Annotated in this window: 20 protein-coding genes and 2 pseudogenes; 16 read left to right on the top strand and 6 right to left on the bottom strand. The window is 68.6% G+C overall.

Going from position 1 to position 24,900, the window contains the following annotated elements; genetic code table 11:
- Positions 1–11: 11 nt before the first annotated feature.
- Positions 12–740, top strand: a complete 729-nt coding sequence (locus tag E4V01_RS20175) for a cytochrome b/b6 domain-containing protein (protein WP_135299566.1) — start codon at positions 12–14, stop codon at positions 738–740.
- Positions 737–1,480, top strand: a complete 744-nt coding sequence (locus tag E4V01_RS20170) for a molybdopterin-dependent oxidoreductase (RefSeq protein WP_135299565.1) — start codon at positions 737–739, stop codon at positions 1,478–1,480. Before E4V01_RS20175 ends, E4V01_RS20170 begins: the two co-directional genes overlap by 4 nt.
- Positions 1,481–1,489: 9 nt before the next feature.
- Here the strand turns inward: E4V01_RS20170 and E4V01_RS20165 are convergent, their stop codons facing one another.
- The 3 genes from E4V01_RS20165 to E4V01_RS20155 are packed head-to-tail and all read right to left on the bottom strand — an operon-like array spanning position 1,490 to position 4,355.
- On the bottom strand, positions 1,490–2,263 hold the full coding sequence (locus E4V01_RS20165; RefSeq protein ID WP_135299564.1) for an ABC transporter ATP-binding protein: 774 nt from the start codon (positions 2,261–2,263) through the stop codon (positions 1,490–1,492).
- Positions 2,260–3,309 (bottom strand): iron ABC transporter permease, encoded by a 1,050-nt coding sequence (locus E4V01_RS20160; protein ID WP_060771103.1) that lies wholly within the window; start codon positions 3,307–3,309, stop codon positions 2,260–2,262. Before E4V01_RS20160 ends, E4V01_RS20165 begins: the two co-directional genes overlap by 4 nt.
- Positions 3,306–4,355, bottom strand: coding sequence for an iron ABC transporter substrate-binding protein (locus E4V01_RS20155; protein WP_135299563.1), 1,050 nt, complete (start codon positions 4,353–4,355; stop codon positions 3,306–3,308). The genes E4V01_RS20160 and E4V01_RS20155 overlap by 4 nt, the downstream gene beginning before the upstream one ends.
- 141 nt (positions 4,356–4,496) lie before the next feature.
- Here E4V01_RS20155 and E4V01_RS20150 point away from each other — a divergent pair, with 141 nt between their 5' ends.
- Entirely contained in the window at positions 4,497–5,372 is an 876-nt protein-coding gene (locus E4V01_RS20150) for an alpha/beta fold hydrolase (RefSeq protein WP_135299562.1), read from the top strand.
- Between the two features lie 64 nt (positions 5,373–5,436).
- On the opposite strand, the gene E4V01_RS20145 is transcribed toward E4V01_RS20150, so the two are convergent.
- Positions 5,437–6,516: a hypothetical protein gene (locus E4V01_RS20145; RefSeq protein WP_135299561.1), complete on the bottom strand. Its 1,080-nt coding sequence runs from the start codon at positions 6,514–6,516 to the stop codon at positions 5,437–5,439.
- A gap of 246 nt (positions 6,517–6,762) precedes the next feature.
- Positions 6,763–8,436, bottom strand: coding sequence for a bifunctional protein tyrosine phosphatase family protein/NAD(P)/FAD-dependent oxidoreductase (locus tag E4V01_RS20140; RefSeq protein ID WP_135299560.1), 1,674 nt, complete (start codon positions 8,434–8,436; stop codon positions 6,763–6,765).
- A gap of 126 nt (positions 8,437–8,562) precedes the next feature.
- On the opposite strand from E4V01_RS20140, the gene E4V01_RS20135 reads away from it, so the two are divergent.
- The 13 genes and pseudogenes from E4V01_RS20135 to clcA all read left to right on the top strand — a co-directional run bounded on the left by E4V01_RS20135 (position 8,563) and on the right by clcA (position 24,044).
- Positions 8,563–9,228, top strand: coding sequence for a peroxiredoxin (locus tag E4V01_RS20135; RefSeq protein ID WP_135299559.1), 666 nt, complete (start codon positions 8,563–8,565; stop codon positions 9,226–9,228).
- Positions 9,229–9,230: 2 nt separating this feature from the next.
- Positions 9,231–10,124, top strand: a complete 894-nt coding sequence (locus tag E4V01_RS20130; RefSeq protein ID WP_135299558.1) for an MBL fold metallo-hydrolase — start codon at positions 9,231–9,233, stop codon at positions 10,122–10,124.
- On the top strand, positions 10,121–10,552 hold the full coding sequence (locus E4V01_RS20125) for a helix-turn-helix transcriptional regulator (protein ID WP_135299557.1): 432 nt from the start codon (positions 10,121–10,123) through the stop codon (positions 10,550–10,552). Before E4V01_RS20130 ends, E4V01_RS20125 begins: the two co-directional genes overlap by 4 nt.
- Positions 10,549–11,331, top strand: a complete 783-nt coding sequence (locus E4V01_RS20120) for a sulfite exporter TauE/SafE family protein (RefSeq protein ID WP_135299556.1) — start codon at positions 10,549–10,551, stop codon at positions 11,329–11,331. Before E4V01_RS20125 ends, E4V01_RS20120 begins: the two co-directional genes overlap by 4 nt.
- A 185-nt stretch (positions 11,332–11,516) precedes the next feature.
- A pseudogene (locus tag E4V01_RS20115) lies at positions 11,517–11,759 on the top strand (IS110 family transposase); the annotation flags it as partial.
- Positions 11,760–12,098: 339 nt separating this feature from the next.
- The gene (locus E4V01_RS20110) at positions 12,099–12,845 is read left to right on the top strand and encodes a nucleotidyltransferase domain-containing protein (protein WP_135299555.1); all 747 of its coding nucleotides are present in this window, start codon (positions 12,099–12,101) and stop codon (positions 12,843–12,845) included.
- A gap of 561 nt (positions 12,846–13,406) precedes the next feature.
- The gene (locus tag E4V01_RS20105; protein ID WP_135299554.1) at positions 13,407–14,828 is read left to right on the top strand and encodes a cytochrome ubiquinol oxidase subunit I; all 1,422 of its coding nucleotides are present in this window, start codon (positions 13,407–13,409) and stop codon (positions 14,826–14,828) included.
- A 14-nt stretch (positions 14,829–14,842) separates the two neighbouring features.
- The gene (gene cydB, locus E4V01_RS20100; RefSeq protein WP_135299553.1) at positions 14,843–15,853 is read left to right on the top strand and encodes a cytochrome d ubiquinol oxidase subunit II; all 1,011 of its coding nucleotides are present in this window, start codon (positions 14,843–14,845) and stop codon (positions 15,851–15,853) included.
- Between the two features lie 35 nt (positions 15,854–15,888).
- Positions 15,889–16,032, top strand: coding sequence for a DUF2474 family protein (locus E4V01_RS20095; RefSeq protein ID WP_245517622.1), 144 nt, complete (start codon positions 15,889–15,891; stop codon positions 16,030–16,032).
- 255 nt (positions 16,033–16,287) lie between these two features.
- Positions 16,288–17,055: pseudogene (hdhA, locus tag E4V01_RS20090) on the top strand (7-alpha-hydroxysteroid dehydrogenase).
- Positions 17,056–18,136: 1,081 nt separating this feature from the next.
- Positions 18,137–19,465: an efflux RND transporter periplasmic adaptor subunit gene (locus E4V01_RS20080; RefSeq protein WP_135299551.1), complete on the top strand. Its 1,329-nt coding sequence runs from the start codon at positions 18,137–18,139 to the stop codon at positions 19,463–19,465.
- Positions 19,466–19,596: 131 nt separating this feature from the next.
- Positions 19,597–22,728, top strand: coding sequence for an efflux RND transporter permease subunit (locus E4V01_RS20075; RefSeq protein ID WP_135299550.1), 3,132 nt, complete (start codon positions 19,597–19,599; stop codon positions 22,726–22,728).
- A 128-nt stretch (positions 22,729–22,856) separates the two neighbouring features.
- A complete protein-coding gene (gene clcA / locus E4V01_RS20070) occupies positions 22,857–24,044 on the top strand; it encodes a H(+)/Cl(-) exchange transporter ClcA (protein WP_245517621.1) in 1,188 nt (395 codons plus the stop codon).
- Positions 24,045–24,051: 7 nt separating this feature from the next.
- Here the strand turns inward: clcA and E4V01_RS20065 are convergent.
- On the bottom strand, positions 24,052–24,900 hold an 849-nt coding region (locus E4V01_RS20065; RefSeq protein ID WP_135299549.1), incomplete at its 5' end, for an IS3 family transposase.

Here is a 24,900-nt window from a genome sequence, read left to right as displayed (position 1 = left end):
GCGGACAGGCCATGACGAACGCGATGACGGCGCGTGCGGAAAAGGCCGTCCCGCGCCATCCGCTCTGGGTGCGCCTGACCCATTGGGTGAACACCGGCGCCTTCCTGGCGCTCCTCGTCAGCGGACTCGCCATCCTGCTCGCCCTGCCCCGGCTGTTCTGGGGCGAGACCGGGGCCAACGACGCCCCGGCCTGGATCGTCCTGCCGCTGCCGGTGAACCTCGAACAGACCGGCTGGGGCCGCAATCTCCACTTCCTCGCCGCCTGGATCTTCGTCCTCAACGGCGCGCTCTACGGGCTCGTCGCCCTGGCGAGCGGGCATCTCCTGCGCCGCCTGACCCCCGACCGGGACCAGCTCCACCCCCGGCACATCGCGGCTGATATCCGCGCGCATTGGCGGCTCACCGGTTCGGGTGCCGCGGGAGCCGACCGCTACAACATTCTGCAAAAGCTCGCCTATCTCGCCGTCATCCTCGTGCTGGCGCCGGTGATGCTGCTCTCCGGCCTCACCATGTCGCCCGGCGTCACGGCGGCTTACCCCGAGTTGTTCACCCTGTTCGGTGGGCGGCAATCGGCGCGCACGATCCACTTCCTGTCGGCGGCCGGATTCGTCGGCTTCCTCCTCATCCATGTCTGGCAGGTGCTCGCCAACGGGCCGCTCGACCTGATGCGGGGCATGATCACCGGGCGCTCCGCCCGGCCGAAATCCGGGCCGGCGGCGCCGGAGGAGGACCCGCGATGAGCGATCTCACCCGCCGCCGGCTGATGCTCGGCTCCTCGGCCATGGGGGTCGGCGGCCTTCTCGGCGGTTGCGAGCTGATCGAGAACGGCCCGCGCCGGCCGGGCCTCTACGGCTTGAGCGACACCCTGACCCTCGCCACCCAGCGCTTCCTGCTGCGCGACCAGCCGCTGGTGCGGGAGTTCGGGCCGGAGGCGATCTCGGCGGTGTTTCCCGCCATCAACACCACCGATCCGGACAACCCCGATTACCGGCGCTCGAAGGCGTCCGGGTTCTCCGACTGGCGCCTGCCGGTGAGCGGGCTCGTGGAGCGGCCCGCCGCCTTCACGCTCGCCGCGCTGAGGGCGATGCCGGCCCGCACGCAGGTGACCCTGCATAGTTGCGAGCAGGGCTGGTCGGCCATCGGCGGCTGGACCGGCGTGCCGCTCTCCCACGTTCTGGCGAGCGTCGGGCTGAAACCGGAGGCGCGATTCATCGTGATCCGCACGGTGGACGGCTGGTGGGACAGCTACGACCTGTTCGATGCCCTGCACCCGCAGACGATCCTGGCCTACGGCATGAACGGCGGCGCCCTGCCCGTGGCCCACGGTGCGCCGGTCCGCCTGCGGGTCGAGCGCCAGCTCGGCTACAAGTCGCTGAAATATCTCGCCAGCATCGAGGCCACCGACCGGGTGGACGGGCTCGGCCAGGGCCGGGGCAGCATGGTCTCGGAGATGGGATTTTCCTGGTACGCGGGGATCTGAGAGGTCGGCTCACCCGATCAGCGGCGTGCAGACCGTCCGCCCCTGCCCCGGCAGCGGAACCACCGCGACCTCGACCCCGTAGAGCAGCCGCAGGGTCTCCGGCGTCACCGTCTCCGCCGGAGGGCCCAGCGCGACGAGGCGCCCGCCATGCAGCAGCGCCACCCGGTCGGCGCAGAGGAAGGCGTGGCCGGGGTCGTGCGTCGAGAGCACCACGGCGATGCCGGTGGCAGAGAGGCGCCGCACCTGGGTCAGCACCCGCGCCTGGTTGCCGAAATCGAGGCTCGCCGTCGGCTCGTCCATCACGAGGAGCCGCGGCTCGCCGGCCAAGGCGCGGGCGATCAGCGCGAGCTGGCGCTCGCCGCCGCTGATCTCGGTGTAGATGCGCTCGGCCAAGTGGCCGATGCCCAGCGCCGCCAGCGCCCGCTCGGCCGCCGCGCGGTCGGCCGGGCCGGGGCTGGCGAAGGTGGCAAGCCGGCTGGCGCGGCCCATCAGCACCACCTCGCGCACGGTGAAGGGGAAGAAGGCGGCATGCGCCTGCGGCACGTAGGCGATTCTTTTTGCAACTTCGCGGCGTGGTAGCTCCGACAGGTCGGTGCCGTCCAACAGGACGCGGCCGGCGAGCGGGCGCAGCAGCCCGAGCAGAGTCTTGAACAGGGTGGTCTTGCCGCCGCCGTTCGGCCCGAGCAGGCAGAGCGCCTCGCTGTCCCGAAGCGTCAGGCTGACGCCGGAGCCGACCGCGCGGGCGCCGTAGCCGAAGGCGAGATCGCGGATCTCCAGGATCATGCCCAGCCCCGCTTTCCCGCGGCCAGCAGCCAGAGAAAGAACGGCGCACCGACGAGCGCCGTGAGGATACCGAGCGGCACCTCGATGGTGGCCACCGTGCGGGCCAGGAGATCGACGGCGGTGAGGTAGCCCGCGCCGAGCAGCATTGAGGCCGGCAGCAGGCGGCGGAAATCCGGCCCGACCAGCAGGCGGGCGACATGCGGCACGATCAGCCCGATCCAGCCGATGACGCCCGTCACCGAGACCGCGGCGGCGGTCACCAACGTCGCGCCCGCCACCAGAACCGGGCGGAGCCGGCGCGTCTCCAGTCCCAGCGCCCGCGCCTCCTCGTCGCCGAGGCTCATCAGGTTCACGCGCCAGCGCAGCAGCACCAGGGGGGCGAGGCCGAGGGCCATCGCCGGCAGGATCGCGGCGATGTCGCTCGCAGTCACGGAGGCGAGGCTGCCGAGCAGCCAGAAGGTGATGGCGGGGAGTTGGTTGTAGGGGTCGGCGAGCACCTTGAGCAGGGAGATCCCGGCCCCGAGCAGCGCCCCCACGGCGACGCCCGCGAGCACCAGCGTCAGCACCGGGTCGTGCCGTCGTACCGCCAGCCCGACGGCGTAGACGGCGCCGACCGCGGCGAGCCCTCCGGCGAAGGCGAGCCCCTGGATCGCCGCCACCGGCAGGGCGAGCACGATGCCGAGCACCGCGCCGAGGCTCGCCCCCGCCGAAACCCCGAGGATGTCCGGCGAGACGAGGGGATTGCGGAACAATCCCTGATAGGTCGCTCCCGCCGCCGCGAGCCCGGCCCCGACCACGAGCGCGCCGAACACCCGCGGCAGGCGCACGTTCAGCACCACGGTCTGCGCGGCGGGATCGAGGGCGGGCGCTTGGCCCAAGAGCTTGGCAACGAGCACCCCGAAAACGTCGGCGAGCGGCACGGGGTAGCGGCCGATGCCGAGCGAGACCAGGACGAGGAGGATCAGCGCGACCGGGGCCAGGGCCGCCAGCGGGAGGAGGCGGCGCCATACGGGTCGGGCCTGAGCGGCGCTCGCGGCCTCGCTCACCGGGTCGGCCCCGGTCCGGCGGCGTCGCGCAGGAGGCGGTCGAGCTGTTCGGGCGTGAGCTCGACCCGGTAGAAGCGCTTGTAGAAGTCGCGCACGGCGTCGCCGAGCGTCTGCGGGAACTGCTCGGGGAAGAACAGGCCGGCGAGCCAGCGCAGGCCGATCAGGCGGTTGACCCCCGGCGGCGCATCGGCCCAGCCGAAGGGCAGCGTTGGCACCGCGTGGACGCGCCCCTCGCGCACCGCCTTCAGCCCGTTCCAGAGCGGGTCGGCGGCGGCGAGCTTCGGGAAATCGGGATCGAGGGCGATGATCACGTCCGGATTCCAGACCAGCACCTGCTCGGGCGAGACCGCGGCGAGCCCGCCCGCCCCGGCGCCGGCCACGTTGCGCCCGCCCGCCGCCTCGATGATCTCGGTGTTGATCGAGCCGGACAGGCCCGTCTCCAGCCCGCGGGGGCCACGGCCGTAATAGACCCGCGGGCGCTTGTCTTCCGGCACCGCGGCCACCGCTGCGGCCACCCCCTTCAGGATTTTTTCGGACTCGCCCGCGAGCGCTTCGCCTTCTTCCGGTGCGCCGATCAAGGCCCCGAGGGTGCGGTAGGTCTCGGGCGTCGCCTTGAAGCGCCCGTCGAGCAGCACGTAGGGAATGCCGGTCTGCGCCTGCACCCGGTCGGCCAGGGAGGCGTAGGTCGCCGCGGTGCTGCCGACATCGACGATGAGGTCGGGCTTGAGCGCCAGCACCGCCTCGACATTGGCGCTGCCGCCCCGCCCCGTCAGCCGCCCGGTGGCGGGCAGGTCGCGCAGGGCGGGGTTGAGGAATTCGCGCTCCTCCGGGCTCGGCGCCCGCGGCCAGCCGATCATCCGGTCGGGGGCCAGGGTGGAGAGCAGCACCGCCGCGGGCGGGCCGGCGGCGAGCACCCGGAGCACGCGCTCCGGCACCTCGACCCGGCGCCCGGCGGCGTCGGTGAAGGGCCGTGCCGCCGCGAGGCAGGACCACAGCAGGGCCGGCCACAGGCAGACGAGCGCGAGAAGGCAGCGAAGCAGCGGCATCGGGGAAGGGCGTCTCCCGTGATCGGACGCTACCTATAGCCGCTTCCGCCCCGGTTGGCGCCGCGCCCGAACCGCGCCGGCCCTGCCGGGTTGGCCAAGCACCGGAATCTCCATCGACCCTGCGCGAGTATCCCTGCACCCATGCCCGATCCCGCCGTCAGCCACCGCCACATCGACCTCCGCGGTCTGCGGCTGCATGTCGCCGAGGCGGGGCCGGCGGACGGGGCGCCGACGATCCTGCTGCACGGCTTTCCGGAATTCTGGTTCGGCTGGCGGCATCAGATCGGGCCGCTTGCGGGCAGCGGCCTGCGCCTCCTCATCCCCGATCAGCGCGGCTACGGCCTGAGCGACCGCCCCAAGGGCATCGCCGCCTACCACCTCGACCGGCTCGCCCAGGACGTGATCGCGCTCGCCGATGCCTGCGGGCTCGCGCGCTTCAACCTCGTCGGGCACGATTGGGGCGGGCTCGTCGCGTTCTGGGTCGCGAGCTTCCACCCCGAGCGGGTCGAGCGGCTCGCCGTGCTGAACGCCTGCCATCCCGGCGTGTTCGGCCCCTATCTCCGGCGCCATCCGGGGCAGGCCCTGCGCAGCGCCTATGCCGGTTTCTTCCAGCTTCCCCTGCTGCCCGAACGGGTGCTGACGGCGCGGGAGGGCCGCCTCCTGCGGGCCCTGATGCGCCGGTCGAGCGCGCCCGGCATCTTCACCGAGGCCGACCTCGACGTCTATGCGCGCGAATGGCTGCGCCCCGGCGCGGTCACCGCGATGCTGAACTGGTATCGGGCGCTCGCTCAGCTGCCCCGCGAGCGGCACCCGCCGAAGGTCACGGCGCCGACGCTGATCCTGTGGGGCGAGCGCGATCAGGCGCTCCAGACGGGCCTGGCCGAGGCGAGCCTGGGCCTGTGCGAGCGGGGCCGCCTGCAGCGCTTTCCGCAGGCGACCCATTGGGTGCAGCACGACGCGCCGGAGGCGGTCAATGCGGCGCTGATCGACTTTCTGGGACGGTCGTCGACAAGTTGAGTGGAATGCCGGGGCTCTGCCCCGGCACCTCGCCAAAGGGATGAGCCCTTTGGAATCCCGCCTATCAGCGGCCGCTCATGCCGGCGCCGCCCTCGGTGCCGCCGCGCGCGCCGGATGGCATCCCGCCGCGCTGCGCGCTGCCGCGGTTGCCGCCCGTGTTGCCCATGCCGCCGCCCGGCTCGGAGGCGTTGCGGACGCCGCCGCGCTCGTTCCCCTCGCCGCGCATGCCGACATTGCGCGTGCCCTCGCCGCTGCGGCCCTGCTCCATCGAGCGACCGCCGCGCTCGGCCCCGCGCGCCTGATCCGAGGCACGCATCGCGTTGCGCTCGCTGCCGCGGGTCTCGCTGCTGCGGCTGCGCAGATCGGTGCGGGTCTCCGACCCACGCACCTCGGTGCGTTCGCGGAAGCCCGCATTGACCGTGTCGCCGCGCCGCTCGCGGGTCGAGACGGTGGTGGAGAGGCGGCGGTACTCGGGCGAGCCGTACACGACGCGCTGGCCCCGGATCGTCACATAGCGGCGCGTCTCGCCGACGCTGACGAGGCGGCGATATTCCGGCGAGCCGTAGATCACGCGCTGGCCGCGGATGGTGACGTAGCGGCGCGGGCCGGTGCTGCGGCGCTCGGTGACGATCAGGCGGCGATACTCGGGCGAACCGTACACGACCCGTCGGCCGCCGATGAACACGTACCGGCCCTCGCGGCGATAGCCGCCATCGACGGTGGTGGAGCGCACATCGGTGCGGCTGCTGACATGCGTGCGGTCGTGGCTGCGATCCTGGAACCGGTCGCTCCGCTCGGCGCGCTCGGCCGTATCGCGGCCGGCTCGGCCGCTCATGCCGCGCTCCGAACCACGCTCGCCGCGCGCCATCTCACTGCGATCCGCCCCACCCCGACCGGCTTCGCCGCCGTCCCGGTCGTTCCGGGCGGCGCTGCGCTCACCGCCCATGGCGTTTCCACCCGAGCGCGCCTCGCTGCCCTTGGCGCCCATGCCGCCGCGCTCGCTGCCCGACATCCCGGTTTGCCCGCCGGACTGCTCGGCACCGGCCCGCATGCCGCCGCGCTCGGACCCACCGGTCGCGGCGCTTTGAGCGTAGACCGACGTGCTCATCAGCAGCGCGGCAAGACCCATTGCAATCGTCTTCATGGCGTTCCCTCCGAAACTTGAGACGCTCGAAACGTCGCAAATGACAAAAGGGTTCTGCAAAAAGATGCGTGATCGGAAAAAGTCCGATGGGCCGTCTGTGGATTGATTTGTGTAAGCAAGCTTAGCTATGTCGCGCGAATGACGTCTTGCGTGTTCTATGGTGACTTCACAACTTGGCTCTGAAGCCGGGATCGGTCTGCGCATCGACGCAAGCGACGGCCTTGATGACCCCTTGGTGATGCCCGCTCAAACCGCCCGCTTGGGCTTTGCCATCCACTCGCGCCCCTTGAGCATGCCGTGCCAGTAGAGGGGCGGGAGCATGCGCTCCTTGAGCAGCCACGCGGCCCGGCTCGGCTTCGTGCCGTCGAGGAGCCAGGACGGGAAGCTGGGAAGAAGCGTGCCGCCATAGCCGAACTCGGCAAGCAGGATCTTGCCGCGCTCGACGGTGAGCGGGCACGAGCCGTAGCCGTCGTAGATGGCATCCGGCCCCTCGACGAAGCCCATGTCGCGCAGCAGGTTGTGCGCCACCACCGGCGCCTGCTTGCGCGCCGCGGCGGCGGTCTTGGCGTTCGGCGCGCTGCAGGCGTCGCCCAGCCCGTAGACGTCGGCGAAGCGCTTGTGGCGCAGACTCGCCGGGTCCACCTCGACCCAGCCGCTCGGATCCGCCAGGGGGGATTCCCTGACGAAATCGGGGGCCTGCTGGGGCGGAACGACATGGATCATGTCGAACGCGGTCTCGACCGTCGATTGGGTCCCGTCCTCGGCCGTGCAGGTGAACCAAGCGCGCTTGGCCGAGCCGTCGATGCGCGTGAGGTTGTGACGGAAGTGCAACTTCGCGTCGTAGCGCCGGACGTACTCCATCAGGGGCGGCACGTATTCCTTCACGCCGAACAGGCCCGGGGTCGCCGTGAAGAGGTCGATCCCGATCTCCTTCAGGCGGCCCGCGCGCCGCCAATGGTCGGCGGAGAGATACATCGCCTTCTGCGGGGCGCCCGCGCACTTGATCGGCATGGGGGGCTGGGTGAACACGGCCCGTCCTCCGCCGAGGTTCCGGACCAGTTCCCAGGTATAGGGCGCGAGGTCGAAGCGGTAGTTCGAGGTGACCCCGTTCCGGCCGAGCGTTTCGACCAGCCCCTCGATTCCGTCCCAGTCGAGCTTGAGTCCGGGGGCGACGACGAGGCGGTCGTAGCCGATGGTCCGGCCGTCCTCCAGCATCACGGCCTTCCTCTGGGGCTCGAAGGCGACAACGCCGGCCTTGATCCACGTCACGCCGTCCGGGATCCGAGACGCCATGGTCCGGGCGGTCACCGCCTGGTCGAACACGCCGGCGCCCACCAGCGTCCAGCCGGGCTGGTAGTAGTGGATGTCGGCCGGGTCGATCACGGCGACCTCCAGGTCGGGCTTGCGCGCCTTCAGGCTTGAGGCCACCGCGATGCCGGCCGCGCCGCCGCCGACGACGACGATCGCGAACCGTTTCTCGGTTGCCTCGGTCGCCGCGCCGCCCTGTGCCGCCATCCGGGGAGCCGCGTCTTTCAGGTCGTAGCCCGCGGCCGTCGTGGCCGCCAGAATCTCCGCCACGGCGCGGCCCCGCCGCGCCTCGGCGAGCGACCAGAGCGTCGCCGAGCGCGTGCCGGTGCGGCAATAGGCAAGCACCGGCTTCGGCAGGGCGTTCGCCGCCGCCTCGAAGGCCGCGACGTCCGCGTCGGTGATTCGGCCCGACGTGACCGGCAGGTAGCGGGCGACGATGCCGCCCTGCCCGGCCAGCCGCTCGATCTCACGAAAATTCGGCTGGTCGGGGGCCTCGGCGTCGGGGCGGTTGCAGAGGATCGACCGGAACCCGGCGGACGCGACCGCCGGGATGTCGTCAGGCCGGATCTGTGGCGCGACGGCCAAGTCGCTCGTGATGTGATGGGCGTCCATCGACGGCTCCGTCAATATATAAAATTACATATTGATTTGATTCCTCAAAGCATATCAAATATTGACACTGGTGCAATACGGGCGCTATCTGTCTCTGTACGGGCGAAGAGCCAGGGAAATCGATATATGATTTCACATATTGAAGCGTCCGACAGGGCGACCGACCGGCCGGCTTGCCCCCCGGTGATGGGCGATCCCGCTCCGGGATTCCGGGCGCGCACGACGATGGGCGAGCGGACGCTCGAGGATTACCGCGGTCGCTGGCTGGTCCTGTTCTCCCATCCGGCGGACTTCACGCCGGTCTGCACGAGCGAGTTTCTCGCCTTCTCGCGCGCCCATCCCCGGTTCCAGGCGCTGGATTGCGACCTGCTCGGCCTCTCGGTCGACAGCCTGTCGTCGCACCTCGCCTGGGCGCACAACATCGAGGAGCGCTTCGGCGTCCGCGTTCCGTTCCCGATGCTGGAGGATCCCTCCATGGCCATCGCACGCGCCTACGGCATGCTTCCGCCGGGCGCCGTGTCGAGCGCGACCGTGAGGACGACCTTCGTCATCGATCCGGACGGGATCATCCGGGCCTCCACCACCTACCCGATGACGGTCGGGCGCAGCGTCGAGGAGATCCTGCGCCTCGTCGCCGCGCTTCAGGTCACCGACGAGGCGGACGTCGTCACGCCGGAGGCTTGGCGGCCGGGCGACCCGATCCTCGTCGCGCCGCCGCTGACGTTCCACGGAGCCGCCGCCCGCCCGGAGGGCGAGGCCGGCGACTGGTACTTTCGAACGGGAACCTTGTGACCATGACGGAGACGGGCGGCCCGCCCCCCATCGTCCGGGGGTTCTACGAGCGGCGAACGGGCAGCATCCAATATGTGGTCTCGTGTCCGCGGACGAAGCGCTGCGCCATCGTCGATCCCGTGCTCGACTTCGACGAGAAGTCGGGGGCGACCGCGACGCGATGCGCCGACGAGATCCTGGACTACGTGCGCGCGGCGGGGCTCTCGGTCGAATGGATCCTGGATACGCACCCGCACGCCGACCACTTCTCGGCCGCTCAATACCTGAAGGAGCGCACCGGGGCCCCAACCGCCATCGGCGAGCGGGTCGTCGAGGTTCAGAAGCTCTGGAATGCCCTCTACGGCTTCCCGGACCTGCCGACCGACGGCTCCCAATGGGACCGGACCTTCGCGGAGGGCGACGTCTTCTCGGTCGGCGAGGTGCCGGCCCGCGTCCTGTTCTCGCCCGGCCACACGCTGGCCTCCGTCACCTACGTGATCGGCGACGCCGCCTTCGTGCACGACACCCTGTTCATGCCGGATTCGGGCACCGCGCGGGCCGATTTTCCCGGCGGTAGCGCCGTCGCGCTCTGGCGCTCGATCCAGGCCATCCTCGCGCTGCCGGACGCCACGCGCATCTTCACCGGACACGATTACCGGCCGGGCGGCCGCGAGGCGCGCTGGCAAAGCACCGTCGCCGAGCAGAAAGCGGCCAACACCCACATGGTCGCGGCGCGCACCGAGGCGGAGTTCGTGCGCATCCGAGAGGCGCGCGACGCCACTCTGCCGATGCCCAAGCTCATCCTGCACGCGTTGCAGGTCAACATCCGCGGCGGCCGGCTGCCGGAGCCCGAGGCGAACGGCAGGCGCTATCTCAAGTTTCCGCTCAACGCCCTGGAAGGGGCGGTGTGGGAATGAGCCCGGCGGCCTCTCTTCCCGAGGACAAGGCTCGGGAGGCGTCCGACCTCCTGAAGGTGTTCGCCCATCCGGGACGGTTGCGCCTCCTCAGCCGATTGTTCGACGGCGAGTGCTCCGTGGCCGAAATGGAGCGCGAACTCGGCATCCGCCAGCCGAGCCTCTCCCAGCATCTGGGCGAGTTGCGCGAGGCCGGGCTGGTCTCGACCCGCCGCGAGCACAAGACGGTCTTCTACACGCTGACGGCGCCCCGTGCGGTCGAGCTCGTCGAGATCCTGCACGAGATGTTCGGTTCGGACGAGCCGCAGCGCCGTCCCCGTCGCGGGAAGGCGAGCGGACGGGGCCGGAATGGCGGGGCGGCCATGTTCGCCCAGGCGGGCGCGGCAGCGACCGGCCGGAGCCAGGATCCTCCGGAGCAAACCCCGCGATGAGCGTCGTGCTCGCCTTCCTGTCCGGCGGCTTCGTCGGGTTCAGCCTCGGCCTCATCGGCGGAGGGGGGTCGATCCTGGCGACCCCCCTCCTGCTCTACGTGGTGGGCGTGGGGCAGCCGCACGTCGCGATCGGGACGGGCGCGCTCGCGGTGGCGGTCAGCGCCATGGCGAACTTCACCGGCCATTGGCGGGCGGGCAACGTGCGCTGGGGCAGCGCGCTGGTGTTCGCGGCCTTCGGTGTCGTCGGCGCCCTCGGTGGCTCGACGCTGGGCAAGGCCTTCGACGGCGAGCGTCTGCTCTTCCTGTTCGCCCTGATCATGATCGCCGTCGGGCTGCTGATGCTGCGGTCCGGCACGCGCAACGGCTCCGGGCGTGCCGTGGCCGCCGCGCCGCCCGCCCCCGCCTTCACGCCGAGACTGGCCGCGGTGGCGCTGGCCGTGGGCGTGGCGTCCGGGTTCTTCGGGATCGGCGGCGGCTTCCTGATCGTGCCGGGTCTCGTGTTCGCGACGGGGATGCCGATGATCAACGCCATCGGCACCTCACTCTTCGCGGTCGGTGCCTTCGGCCTTGCGACGGCGGTGAACTATGCCCTCTCGGGCCTGATCGATTGGCCGGTCGCGGCCCAGTACATCGCCGGTGGCCTCATCGGCGGCTGGGTCGGCATGCGCCTCGCCTGCCGTCTCGCCGGACGGAAGGGCGCGCTCGATCGGATCTTCGCGTCCCTCATCTTCACGGTCGCCGCGTACATGCTCTACCGGACAAGTGCGGCCTTGACGTAACGACCGTCAGGGCCCGGCCAGAACTGAGCAGATCGGGTACGGGCCTTCGCCAGACTTCCCTGCGTCGCGGATCGTGGCAAGCGGCTCGGTGGTTCAATCCGGTCCGCCGGCGTGAGGCCCGCGACCGATCTTCCGGGAGCAGGGTCGTGCGCTACTACGCCGGTCTGGATGTCTCGTTGGCCGAGACCTCGGCCGGCGACGGCGAGGCACGGGCAGCGCTGTTCGAGGCGGCGCACGTCATGCTGCACCGGGTGAAGACGTGGTCCGGGCTGAAGGCGTGGGCCACGAAGGTGGCCCAGCGCCAGGGCAGCAAGCGCGCGACGGTGGCGCTGGCGCGCAAGATGGCGGTGGTGATGCACCGGATGTGGGTGGATGGCACGACCTTCCGCTTCGGTGCGGTGGAGGCTCCGGTCGCCCCGGCCGCGTAGGCGTCTCACGGTTTGCAGGGATCGAGGCCGGGCGCGCCGGGCCTCGCAGGGTCGTCCTCACGGGGACGGGCGGGAGGTTAAGCCGGAATGACAGGTGTGCTGGCCTTGGGCCAAGTCCACTGTCGCATATAGGCTTGCCTCTCATCGGAACGCGATCATGTGGCGGCCACCGTGCCGACCACGGACAGAGGCCAAGAGCCCCGTGGGTGCGAGATCAAAGTGTGCAGTGGCTCAACCGCCGAGCGCGCCCAGCGCGACCGGGGAATGCTAGCTCTCGACCCCCCCTGCGACCGTCCCAGGCATATTGTCGCCGGCTCGAAAGCGGACATAAACCAGGGCATGAGCGTTCGCCCGTGCCCCTCGCCTTCCGAAGCCCTGACGATCGCCGGAGCCATAGTACGCGAGCGATATCCGAGCGCCTGCTTCGCCTTTGTCGCCGGGTCGATCATGCGAGGCGAGGGCACGAACCTGTCCGACATCGATCTCGTTATCGTCTTCGACGCACTAGAGGCCGCGCGCCGCGAGTCCTTCACCTCCAGAGGCGTCCCGGTGGAAGCCTTCATTCACGATCCCGGTACGCTGGCCTGGTTCGTCAACGATGACGCCGCGCGGGGCCGTCCCTCGATCCTCAACATGATCGCGGAAGGTCATGCCATCGGTAGAGCCCTTGATCGGGCCGAAACGCTCCGGGAATCCGTCTCGATAAGGTTGAGAGCTGGCCCACCGGCGTTGATGCAGGCCGAGCTGGACGCGCTTCGCTACGAGATCACGGATGCGGTCGATGATCTGCGAGGGGAACGGAACGCGCCCGAACGTCTGGCCATCGGCATCATGCTCTATCCCAAGCTGGCCGAGCTGGCGTTACGGGGCCGAGGCCACTGGAGCGGCGCAGGAAAGTGGGTGCCGCGGCTGCTGGCGAAGAATGACCAAGCACTCGGGGATCGCTTCGATACCGCGTTTCGAGCGCTTTTCGAAGCCGGTCAGCCAGGTCCCGTGATCGCTTTGGCGGAGAGTGAATTGGCCCCGCACGGCGGCCGATTGTTCGACGGGGATCGGCGAACCGCGCCTGCAAACTGGCGTGCTTGAAGGCTTCAGCAGGCGATGGGCTGGTTCTGACGTCGGGCACCGCAGACCATCCGTCTCGAAAGCGACCTTGCCGAAGCGCCAGGACAGCCTTCCGATTGTCCACGATGGCGGCAACGAACCTGCCTCCCCTCGCGTAAGCCGATTCTTCCGATGCGGACTGACGATTTTCCACCCCAGTGCGTACTTTTGAAAAGCGCGGTAGCACGACGCCCCGTGACGTGGAGGCCCGATTACAGAAGGCCGTCGTTCGAGCGGCCCTTGTGGGAGGGGCTCGCAGCGCGGACCCATCATCGAGGCCGCGACGCTCCCGCCTGATCTCGATCAATGCGGCCTTCAGCGTGATGAGCTTCCCTGTTGGGGCGTACTTTGCGGGTGCCTTCCATTAAGGAGGTATCGAGGATGTGCGCTGATGGGGCCGTGTTTCATGATTACGGCGCGCAAGCAGACGAAAACATAAAATCGATCCCGACGGGGTTACACTTGACGCCGTAGCGTGAGCCGCCGTGGGTGCGTCGTTTCAAATTTGCTTCGTACTTCACTTCCGCCGATCGAGTTTCAGAGATGCCGGACCATTACCTCCCCAGCGCACTCGATCTCGCTCGGACCCAATTCGCCTTTACGGTCGTTTGGCATTTCCTATTTCCGGCTTTCACCATCGGGCTGGCGAGCTTCCTTGCCGTGCTCGAAGCCTTCTGGCTCGCCACCGGGCGCGGCATCTATCTCGATGCCTACCGGTATTGGCTCAAGATCTTCGCCATCGCGTTCGCCATGGGCGTCGTCTCCGGTCTCGTCATGAGCTACCAGTTCGGCACCAACTGGTCGGTCTTCTCCGACAAGACGGCGCCGATTCTCGGTCCTCTTCTGGGCTACGAGGTTCTGACGGCCTTCTTCTTGGAGGCGGGCTTTCTCGGAGTCATGTTGTTCGGTCTGGAGCGCGTGGGCCCGCGCCTTCATTTCCTGGCCACCTGCCTCGTCGCGGTGGGCACGCTGACCTCGGCCTTCTGGATCCTGTCGGCCAATTCCTGGATGCAGACGCCGGCGGGCTACGTGCTCGACGCCAACGGCCATTTCGCCCCTCAGGACTGGTGGGCGGCGGTCTTCAACCCGTCCTTCCCCTACCGTTTCGCCCACACCGTCACCGCCGCCTACCTGACCACCGCGATGATCGTAGGCGCGGTGGGGGCGTGGCATCTCCTGCGCGACCGCTCGAACCCGCGCGCCCGCCTGATGTTCTCGATGGCGATGTGGATGGCGGCCATCGTCGCCCCCGTCCAACTCGTCCTGGGCGATCTGCATGGGGCCAACACCTACCACTACCAACCCGCCAAGGTCGCGGCGATGGAAGGCCATTTCGACAGCGAGCGGCGCGCGCCCTCGATCCTGTTCGGCTGGCCGGACGCGCAGGCCGAGACGACGCGTTGGGCGATCGGCATACCGGGGCTCGCGAGCCTGTATCTCGCCCACGACCTGAACGCCGAGGTGCGCGGGCTGAAGGCCCTGCCCCGCGACACCTGGCCGACCAACCTGCCCCTGGTGTTCTGGGCCTTCCGGGTCATGGTCGGGCTCGGCTTCCTGATGATCGCCTTGGGCGTGGCCTCCCTCTATCTGCGCTGGAAAGAACGGCTCTACACGTCGCGATGGCTGCACCGCTGCGCGGTCGCGATGGGCCCGTCCGGCCTCGTTGCCGTCACGGCGGGCTGGGTGGTGACGGAATCCGGGCGTCAGCCCTTCACGGTGTACGGCCTGCTGCGCACCGCCGACAGCGTCTCACCCATCGCCGCCCCCGCGGTCGCGACCTCGCTGGCCGCGTTCGCCGTGGTCTACTTCGTCGTGTTCGGGGCCGGCATCTGGTTCCTTCTGCACCTCTTCAATCAGCCACCGCGACCGCACGAGACGGGTCTGCCCACCGGTCAGCCGGTGCGCACCGCCGGCATTACCCCGGCCCCGGCGCTCGCCGCTCCGAATGCCCAGCCCGCTGAGTGAAGGAAGCCGTTTCGATGTCTCTCGACCTCACGCTGATCTGGGCCTTCCTGATCGCGACCGCCGTGTTCCTCTATGTCGCGATGGACGGGTTCGATCTCGGTATCGGCATCCTGTTCCCGGCCATGTCCGCCAAGGCCGATCGGGACGTGATGGTGAACTCCGTCGCCCCCGTGTGGGACGGCAACGAGACCTGGCTGATCCTCGGCGGCGGCGGGCTCTTCGCGGTCTTCCCGCTGGCCTACGTGACGATCCTGCCGGCGCTCTACATGCCGCTGATCTTGATGCTGCTCGCTCTCGTCTTCCGCGGCGTCGCCTTCGAGATGCGCTTCCGCATGGTGACAGTTCGGGGGCAGCTCTGGTGGGACCGGGCCTTCTCCTGGGGCAGCTACGTGGCGGCCTTCTGCCAGGGCATCGCGCTCGGTGCCCTCGTCCAGGGCATCCGCGTCGAGGGGCGGGCCTATGCCGGCGGCTGGTGGGACTGGCTCACCCCCTTCTCTCTGTTGACCGGCGTGGCGCTGGTGGTGGGCTACGCGCTCCTGGGTGCATGCTGGCTCATCTGGAAGACGGGGGGCGCGTTGCAGATCCGCGCTTACCGCCTCGCCCGCCCTCTGGGCCTGGCGACCTTGCTCCTGATCGCCATCATCTCGCTCACGATGCTCGTCCTCAGCGCTCCCTTCCGCGAGCACTGGCTCTCCTTCCCCGGCATCCTCGTCGGTGCGCCGGTGCCCGTGCTCGTCGGGCTGCTGGCGCTCCGCTTCCAGCGCTCACTGGAGCGGCGGGAGGAGATCATGCCCTTCCTCTGCGCGCTCGGCTTCTTCCTGCTCTCTTACATCGGGCTCGCCATCAGCCTTTGGCCGATGATCGTGCCCCCGGACATCTCGATCTGGGCTGCGGCCACGCATCCGAGCAGCCAAGCCTTTCTCCTCGCCGGTGCGGTGGTGCTGGTCCCGATGGTGCTCGGCTACACGGCCTACGTCTACTGGCTGTTCCGCGGCAAGGTCACACCGGAATCCGGGTATCATTGATGGGTCGTCATCAGCCGACGGCGGAGCCTGCCTTCGTGCCCGACGCCGCGCGGGTTCGCAGGGCGACGATAACCGGCAAGTTCCGTCGGATCGGCTGGTTCGTTCTGCTCTGGACGATGAGTGTCGTCAGCCTGACGCTCATCGCCCTCCCGCTTCGATGGCTGCTGAAATCGACCTGATCGGCGCTTCGTCGGACACGCCCCGTCGGGAACGGTCCTCTGCGATGAAGGGCACGGGGGCTGACCGGCACGCCGGAGCTGTGCGGCGGCAACCACGGTCGTGGGCAGGATGACGTGAGCATCGCGCCATCGGCCCATCGACACGCTGCAATTCTGTCTCTCGATTCTTCCGTCCGGACAGTGCGGGGTGCCGGCACGTATTGATCGTGCCGGGCGTGAGACTCGCAAAGAATGACCCGCCGCGAGAGGCGATGCATGGACAATCTCAGATGTTTCGGCCTGGAGGGTGAGGTCGCTCTGGTGACGGGAGGCGGCGCCGGCATTGGCCGGGCGATCTGCGAGACCTTCTCCGCTGCCGGCGCGGCCGTCGTCGTCAGCGACATCGCCATTGATGCGGCCCAGACCATCGCTGCTGGCATCGTGAAGGCGGGCGGGAGGGCCGTCGGGATCGGCTGCAACGTCACGAAGGAGGAGGACCTGAAGGCCGCCGTGCAGGCTGCGATCGACCATTTCGGTGCACTTACAATCCTGGTCAACAATGCCGGCGGTGGAGGACCGAAACCCTTCGACATGCCCGTGGAGGATTTCCGCTGGGCTTTCGAGCTGAATCTCTTCTCGACCTTCCGCCTGTCGCAACTGGCTGCACAGCCGATGGCAGCCGAGGGACGTGGCGCGATCCTCAACATCTCGTCCATGGCCGGTGAGAACAAGAACGTCCGGATGACCTCCTACGGCTCGTCGAAAGCGGCGGTGAACCACCTGACCCGGAACATGGCGTTCGACCTCGGCCCGCAGGGTATTCGGGTGAACGCCATCGCACCGGGAGCGATCCGCACCGATGCCTTGGCCAGCGTCCTGACGCCTGAAGCCTAAACGCTCATGCTGCGGCACACGCCGCTGGGGCGTCTCGGCGAGCCCGAGGACATTGCCCGAGCAGCCCAGTTCCTGTGCTCGCCCGCGGCCTCTTGGATCAGCGGTCAGATCCTGACGATCTCGGGTGGGGGCGTGCAGGAATTGGATTGATCACCGTCAAGGTGCTGGCCTGCCCGTCTCGGCTATACTCCCGGTCTTGCGGAGGTTGACCATGCCTCAATTCGATCCGTTCGCCGGCGCCGATATGGATAGACACGTCGCCGTCGTCGCCCGTCCTGACGAAGAGGCCCGGTTCAAACCCTGACCCGGTCCGCTTTCCTCCTTCGACCGGCGTTCAGGATTCCCTGAACATCCGGCACGGTACGAAGTCATTCATGTCAATGGATAGTGTTTTATAGTTCATAAAGATCGTATTATAGTAAAATTGGTTGCTACGCCAAATCAACGGCCACAAATCGATCAATATTGATGGAGGATGCGCCATGCGAAGCGTTGCAATGCTCGTCGCTATTCCAGCGATGATGATGGGAGTAAGTATCTATACATCCACGATGGCGCTGAGCCGGCCGGGACAGATCATGACGACGCGCGACATGAATATCGAGTGTCGCGGCAATGGATGGCTCGGACGCAGTGCGAGGGATTGCTGCAGCGGCCGCTGCCGGATTCTGAAATCGAAGCGATGCAAATGCATCGGCAATAAGCCGTCGTTCTAGAGCATCGTCCCGAAAGGTGGTTGCCGGCTTTCGGAAAAAAGATGATGCGAAAAACAGGAGCCTCAAGCATCGTCCTGGATCAGGTATACAGGACGATGCTTGAGAGCGCTTTCCGACGAAGTGGACGCCGGTTCTGCGAAAGAAAGCGCGTTGAAACAATGACCTAGAGACGCCGGCCGGATGCAATCGGGCCGGATAAGGCTCGAGCATCGCTTGAAAACACATTCGCTGATGTCTGGACAGATGATGCAGCGCGCGCATCCCTCGTGTCGTCCCGGATCACGCGTTCGGGGCGGCACATTCGGTGTCCGTGTCTGCGAAGAGGCACAGGGTTCGAGCCTGGGGCCTTCCGCCATTGAGGATGCGCGCGACGGGCATCGGGCCGTGCAAGGCTCCGAGCGTGCCGCGCCAACGGCCCCGCCCCGCCCCCCCGGCACGTCGCCGACGACGGGTCGCGGCGGTCAGGGCTTTCGGCCGCTCGTCGGGCGTCGGTGGACGATCCCCTGGAGGCGAACATGACGATGACCGGCATGTTCAAGCTCCGGGTCTGGGTGGCCGCTGCGACGCTCTCCGCCTCGTGCCCGCCCGCCATTTCGACGGCGTTTGCGCAGGCCGAGCCGACGGGCCCACCGGTCGTCGGCATCATCGCCGCGCGCAAGGAGCCGATCACCCAGACGGAGCAGTTCATCGGCCGCATCGAGGCGAAGCAGCGTGTCGACATCGTTGCCCGGGTGACGGCGTTCATCGAGAAGCGGCTCTTCGTCGAGGGCACGGACGTCGAGGAAGGAACGCTCCTCTATCGTCTCGAGCAGGGCCCGTTCCAGGCGGCCGTGGCCGCTCAGAAGGCGCAGATTGCGCAGGTTGAGGCGCAATTGGGAAACGCGCGTCTCACGACGCAGCGCGCCAGAACCCTGCTCGGCGGGCCGGCCGGGCAGCAATCGACCTACGACGCGGCCCTCGCGAACGAGCTTGCCTTGGAGGCGCAGCTCCAAGCCGCACAAGCCCAGCTCGACACGGCGCAAATCAATCTCGGCTACACGGAGATCCGAGCGCCGATTGCGGGCCAGATCGGGCGCACGTCCCTGACGATCGGCAACGTCGTCGGGCCGAGCTCCGGGGTGCTGACGACGATCGTCAGCCAGGACCCGATGTTCGTGACGTTTCCGGTGCCGGTCCGCGAAGCGATCAATCTGAGAGCGCGCTATGGGCCGACGGGCGGATTCGGCGCTGTCCTGATCCGGGCGCAACTGCCGGACGGCCGCTTCTACGACCACACCGGGAAGCTCAATTTCGTCAACAACACCATCGCGACGAATACGGACACGATCCTGCTTCGCGGCGTGCTGCCGAATCCCCCGATCTTCGGTCAAACCCGCGACTCGGTCACCCTTCGTGAACTCACGGATGGCGAGTTCGTGACCGTGTTCCTCGAGGGCGTCGAGCCGGTCGAGGTGGTCGCGATTCCCCGCGCCGCCGTCCTGGCCGACCAGCGGGGCAGCTACGTCTACGTGATCGGGCAAGGGAATAAGGCCGAGGAGCGTCGGATTCAGCTTGGCCAGTCGAGTACGACGCTCGCGGCTGTGACGAGCGGCCTCAAGGTCGGAGAGCAGGTCATCGCCGAAGGCTTGCAGCGGGTCCGCGCGGGCGAGACGGTCTTGCCCAAACCCGCCGACGCCCTTCTGCAGAGGATGATGCGGAATTCAGCCGTGAACGAGGACAGCGCGGGGCCGGCTGGCCGCACAGCCCCGGCTGCGTCCGTTTCGCCGCCGACCGGACAAGCTCCGACCGGAGAAGCCAGCGGCGCCGGCCCGAACGCGAGCGGCAGCCCGAGCCGCCGGCGCTAGCGCAGCATGGGACGCCGCCTTCCTCGCTCCGTCCCTGGCCCCGTCCCTGGCTCCGTTCCTTGCCCCGCTCCGCGGCCCCCCGTCCCGGATCGCACTTCGTTTGTCCCAGGCGACCGAGCCCGAGGCGTGTCATGATCTCAGCAATCTTCGTGGACCGCCCCCGGCTCGCGATCGTCATCGCGCTGATCATCACGATCGCGGGGGGGCTGGCGCTGCTCCGGATCCCGGTCGCGCAGTTTCCAGACATCGTGCCGCCGCAGGTGAGTGTGTCGGGGATGTATCCGGGGGCCTCGGCCGAGGTCGTCGAGGCGAGCGTCGCCCAGCCGCTCGAGGCGCAGGTCATCGGCGTCGACCGCATGATCTACATGAAGTCCACGAGTGCCAATGACGGCAGCTACAGCCTGGCGGTGAGTTTCGACCTCGGCTCCGACCCGGATATCAACACGGTCAGCGTCAACAACCGCGTCCAGTCGGCCTTGTCGCAGCTCCCGTCCGAGGTGCAGCTGCAGGGGCTCAAGGTGCAGAAGAAGTCTTCCGCGATCCTGCTGTTTGCCGTCCTCTACAGCGAGACGGGCGCGCAGGACCCGCTATTCATCACGAACTACGCCATCATCAACATACTCGACGAGATTTCGCGCACGGCCGGAGTGGGCCAGGCCAACCTGTTCGCGCGGATGAACTACTCGATGCGCATCTGGTTCGACACGGATCGCCTGACGAGCCTGAATCTCGCGCCGTCGGACGTGGTGGATGCCATCCGGGCGCAAAGCGTTCAGGCGCCGGTCGGTCGCATCGGCGCGCCGCCGATCACAAGCGAGCAGCAGATCCAGATGAACGTGCAGACGCAGGGGCGCCTGTCGACGCCTGCACAGTTCGGCGCGATCGTCCTGCGGACGAACCCCGACGGCTCCGTGGTTCGAATCCGCGACGTCGCCAGGGTGGAGCTCAGCGCGCAGAGCTTCGACAGCGAATCCCGGCTCGACGGTCGGCCCGGCGTTCCCGTCGCCATCTATCTCGTGCCCGGCGCCAACGCGGTGCGGACCGCAACCGCCGTGAAGGCAACCCTGGAAAAGCTTTCGGCGCGCTTCCCGGCAGGACTGCGATACGTGGTCGTGCACGATTCGACGACCTTCGTGAAGGATACCATCTCCGAGGTGCTGCGGACGCTGGCCGAGGCCTTCGTCCTCGTCGTCCTCGTCGTGTTCCTGTTCCTCGGGAACCTGCGGGCGACGGTGATCCCCGCCATCGCCGTGCCGGTGAGCCTCATCGGCACCTTCGCGGTGCTCTACGTGCTCGGCTACTCGGCGAACACCGTGTCGCTCCTGGCGATGGTGCTCGCCATCGGCATCGTGGTCGACGACGCCATCGTGGTCGTCGAGAATGTCGAGCGGGTGATGGAGGAGCATCCGGAGCTGTCGCCGGCCGAGGCGACGAAGCTCGCCATGACGCAGATCACGGCCCCCATCATCGCCATCACGCTCGTCCTCCTGTCCGTCTTCGTTCCGATCGCCTTCATCCCCGGCGTGTCGGGAACGCTGTTTCGGCAATTCGCCGTCACGATCAGCGCCGCGATGCTGATCTCGGCGATCAACGCGCTGACCCTTTCGCCCGCGCTCTGCGGGGTGTTCCTGCGTCCCACGCGCGCGCGGCGGGGCATCATGGGCCGGGTGCTCGGCGGAATCGACTGGGTGCGGGACCGCTATGCGGCGGGCGTCCGCCGCCTCGTCCGCGTGTCCGCTCTCTCGCTCGTGCTGGTTCTCCTGTTCGCGGGTGGCATCTTCGGCCTCTCGCGGGTCACGCCGGCCGGTTTCCTCCCGGAGGAGGATCAGGGCGCCTTCTTCGTCTCGGTCCAACTGCCCGACGGCGCCTCGGTGGCCCGCACGAGTGCGGTCGCGGCGGAGGTCGAGAGGCTCCTGAAGGACATGCCCGGCGTCAATCAGGTGCTTGCGATCGTCGGCTACTCGCTTCTGGACGGGGCGGCCGAGCCGAATTCCGCGTTCCTGGTGGCGCAGCTCAAACCCTTCGCCGATCGCCGGAGCGCGGCGGAATCCGCCCAGGCCCTGATCGGGCGCGCTTACGCGGCGGCCGCGACGATCGGGCAGGCAACGGTGCGGCCCTTCAATCTTCCGCCCATCGTCGGGCTCTCGACGAGCGGCGGCTTCGAATACGTGCTCGAGGCGCGAGAGGGGCAGGACCCGGCTGCGATCGATGCGGTCGTGCGGGGCCTCGCCGCGGCGGCGAACCGCGACCCGCAACTCGCCCGCGTCTTCTCCACCTTCACGGCGTCGAATCCCTCGATCTTCCTCGACATCGACCGCACCAAGGCACAGGTGCTCGGGCTGGCGATGAGCGACGTCTTCAGTTCGCTCCAGGCCACGCTCGGCGGGGTCTACGTCAACAATTTCAACCTCTACGGCCGCACTTGGCAGGTGAACGTGGAGGGCGAGGCGGACAACCGGGGCGACATTCGCGACATCTGGAACATCTATGTCCGCGGCGCCTCGGGCCAGATGGTGCCGGTGCGTTCGGTCGCGAGCGAGCGCATCGTGCTCGGACCGCAGGTGCTCACCCGCTACAACAACGTCCGCGCCGTGAGCGTGAACGGCAGCCCGGCGCCCGGCATCTCCTCCGGCGCCGCGATGGCCGCGATGGAGCAGATCTCCGACCGGACCCTGCCGGAAGGCTACAGCTACGAGTGGACCGGGACCGCCTATCAGGAGCAGCAGGCCTCCGGGCAGACCTGGATCGTCCTCGGCCTCGCCTTCCTGTTCGCCTACCTGTTCCTCGTTGCCCTCTACGAGAGCTGGACGATCCCCATTCCGGTTCTCCTGTCCGTCGTGGTCGGCGCCTTCGGCTCCTACCTGGCCGTCAAGCTCGCCGGCCTTTCGCTCGACCTCTACAGCGAGATCGGGCTCGTGGTGCTGATCGCGCTTGCCGCCAAGAACGGCATCCTGATCGTCGAGTTCGCGAAGGATCAGCGCGAGACGGGCGTGCCGATCCGGGAGGCCGCGATCCGCGGCGCCGAGCAGCGGTTCCGCGCCGTGATGATGACCTCCATCGCCTTCATCCTCGGCCTCGTCCCTCTCGTGATCGCGACCGGTGCGGCCCAAATCAGCCGTCGCGACGTCGGCACCGCGGTCTTCGGCGGGATGATCGCGGCCAGTTCGATCGGCATCTTCCTCGTGCCGATGCTCTACGTCACGGTCCAGACCCTGCGCGAGCGCGCGAGACAGGGGAAGGCGAAGCAGGGTCAGCCCGCCTGACCGGTGGTCCGGGCGCCCACGAAACCGCCTCCGTGGGACTTCGGTGAGTCCCGCCGAGACATCCGTTCCGGGGACGGGCCGCGTGAAGTCCAGGGGTTGCCGGCGATCAGCGAGAGGAAGGGGCGAGGATGAAGCCGGCAGATCAACCCGCCACGCCCTGGCAACAGGCACGCTTCGTCGCCGTGGCCCTGATCACCGGTGCCCTCACGGGCGTGTTCGGCGGCCTCTTCCACCTCGCCATCGACACGATCGTCGATTGGCCGGCATGGCTGGCCGGTCATATCGCGGGCTGGCGGTTGGTCGCGGCGAGCGCCGCCATCACCATGGCGGCCACGGTCTTTGCCGTGTTCATCACCCGGCGCTTCGCCCCGGAAGCGAGCGGGAGCGGGGTTCCGGAGATCGAGGGGGCCATCGCCGGCATCCGGCATGTGGGCTGGGAGCGCGTGCTGCCGGTGAAGTTCATCGCCGGCATCGCGGCGATCGGCTCGGGCCTGGTGCTTGGCCGCGAGGGACCGACCATTCACATGGGTGGTTCGGCGGCGCTCGCGGCCTGCCAGATGTTCCGGATGCGGGAGGTCGATCGGCGGGCTCTGCTGGCGGCCGGCGCGGGGGCGGGTCTCGCCTGCGCCTTCAATGCCCCGATGTCGGCCGTGCTGTTCGTCATCGAGGAAACGCGCAAGCAGTTCCCCTACACGTTCCGGAACTACATGGGGGTGTTCGCGGCCGCGATCACCGGAACGGCGGTGACCCAGATCATTTCGGGCGAACGACCGGACCTGCCGCTGTCCGCCGGGGAGGCTGCGCTGGCTTCGTTGCCGGCCTTCGCCGTGCTGGGCATCATCCTGGGTGCCGTGGGCGTGCTCTTCAACCGATGCATCCTGGCGATGCTGGACATCGCCGCCGCATGGCAGAAGCGTGCCCCGTATGTCTGGCCTGCCCTGGTCGGACTGCTCGTGGGCGTTCTGCTGATCCTCGCCCCGCGCACCGCGACGGGCGGGGAGCAGGTGATTTCACAGATCGCCGTTCTGACCCCGAGTGCGGGCGTGCTCCTGATGCTGGCGGCCGCCCGGCTCTTCACGTCGGCTGTCTGTTATTCCGTCGGCACGCCGGGTGGCATTTTCGCGCCGATCCTGTCCCTGGCGACCTGCATCGGTCTGGCCTTCGGCCTGCTCGCGCAGATGGTGTTCCCTGAAGCCTTGTCCGGCCTCGGGGTGACGCCCGTTTCCTTCGGCATCGTGGCGATGGCCGCGCTCTTCAGCGCAACGGTGCACGCACCGGCCGTGGGCGTGGTCTTGGTTGACCTTGCCCCCTGTTAGCCCCCGTTCATAACCAGAGTCCGTTCTGGTTCTGGTCCTGCTTGGACCGGGTTGCAAATGCATTCGGGGTGAGCCCGCCGAGGCTCGTGTGCGGGCGGCAGGTGTTATAGTCGACCCGCCACGCCTCGATGATGGTCCGGGCCGCCGGCAGGCTCCGGAACAGATGCTCGTTCAGGCACTCGTCGCGCAAGCGCCCATTGAGGCTTTCGACAAAACCGTTCTGTTGCGGCTTGCCGGGGGCGATGTAGTGCCACTCGACCGTACGCTCCTCCTGCCAGCGCAGGATCGCGTGCGAGGTCAGTTCGGTGCCGTTGTCCGAGACGATCATCAGCGGCTTGCCGCGGCCGGCGATGATCCGGTCGAGTTCACGTGCGACGCGCTGGCCGGACAGCGACGTGTCGACCACCAGCGCCAGGCACTCTCGCGTGCAGTCGTCGACCACGACGAGGATGCGGAAGCGCCGCCCGTCGTCGAGCGTGTCGGAGACGAAGTCGAGGCTCCAGCGCTGGTTCGGCTCCTGCGGCGCGGCGGCCGGTGCCCGCGTGCCAAGGGCACGCTTGCGCCCACCCCGCCTGCGCACCGACAGCCGCTCTTCCCGATAGAGGCGGAACAGCTTCTTGTGGTTCAGCGTGAGGCCCTCCCGCCGCAGCAGGATGAGCAGGCGCCGGTAGCCGAACCGGCGGCGCTCGCCGGCCAGGCCGCGCAGGCGTACCCGCACGGCCGCATCGTCACCTCGCGTCGAGGCGTAGCGGTAGGTCTTCGGCTCCAGGCCGATCAGCCCGCAGGCGCGACGCTGCGAGTAGCCCTTCTCCTCGATGGCCCAGCTCACGGCCGTTCTCCGTGCGCCGGGCGTCAG

The sequence above is a fragment of the Methylorubrum sp. Q1 genome (assembly GCF_004683995.1).
Classification (GTDB): domain Bacteria; phylum Pseudomonadota; class Alphaproteobacteria; order Rhizobiales; family Beijerinckiaceae; genus Methylobacterium.
Note: the sequence above shows the minus strand (reverse complement) of the source record. Positions and strands in the feature narration are given on the sequence as shown.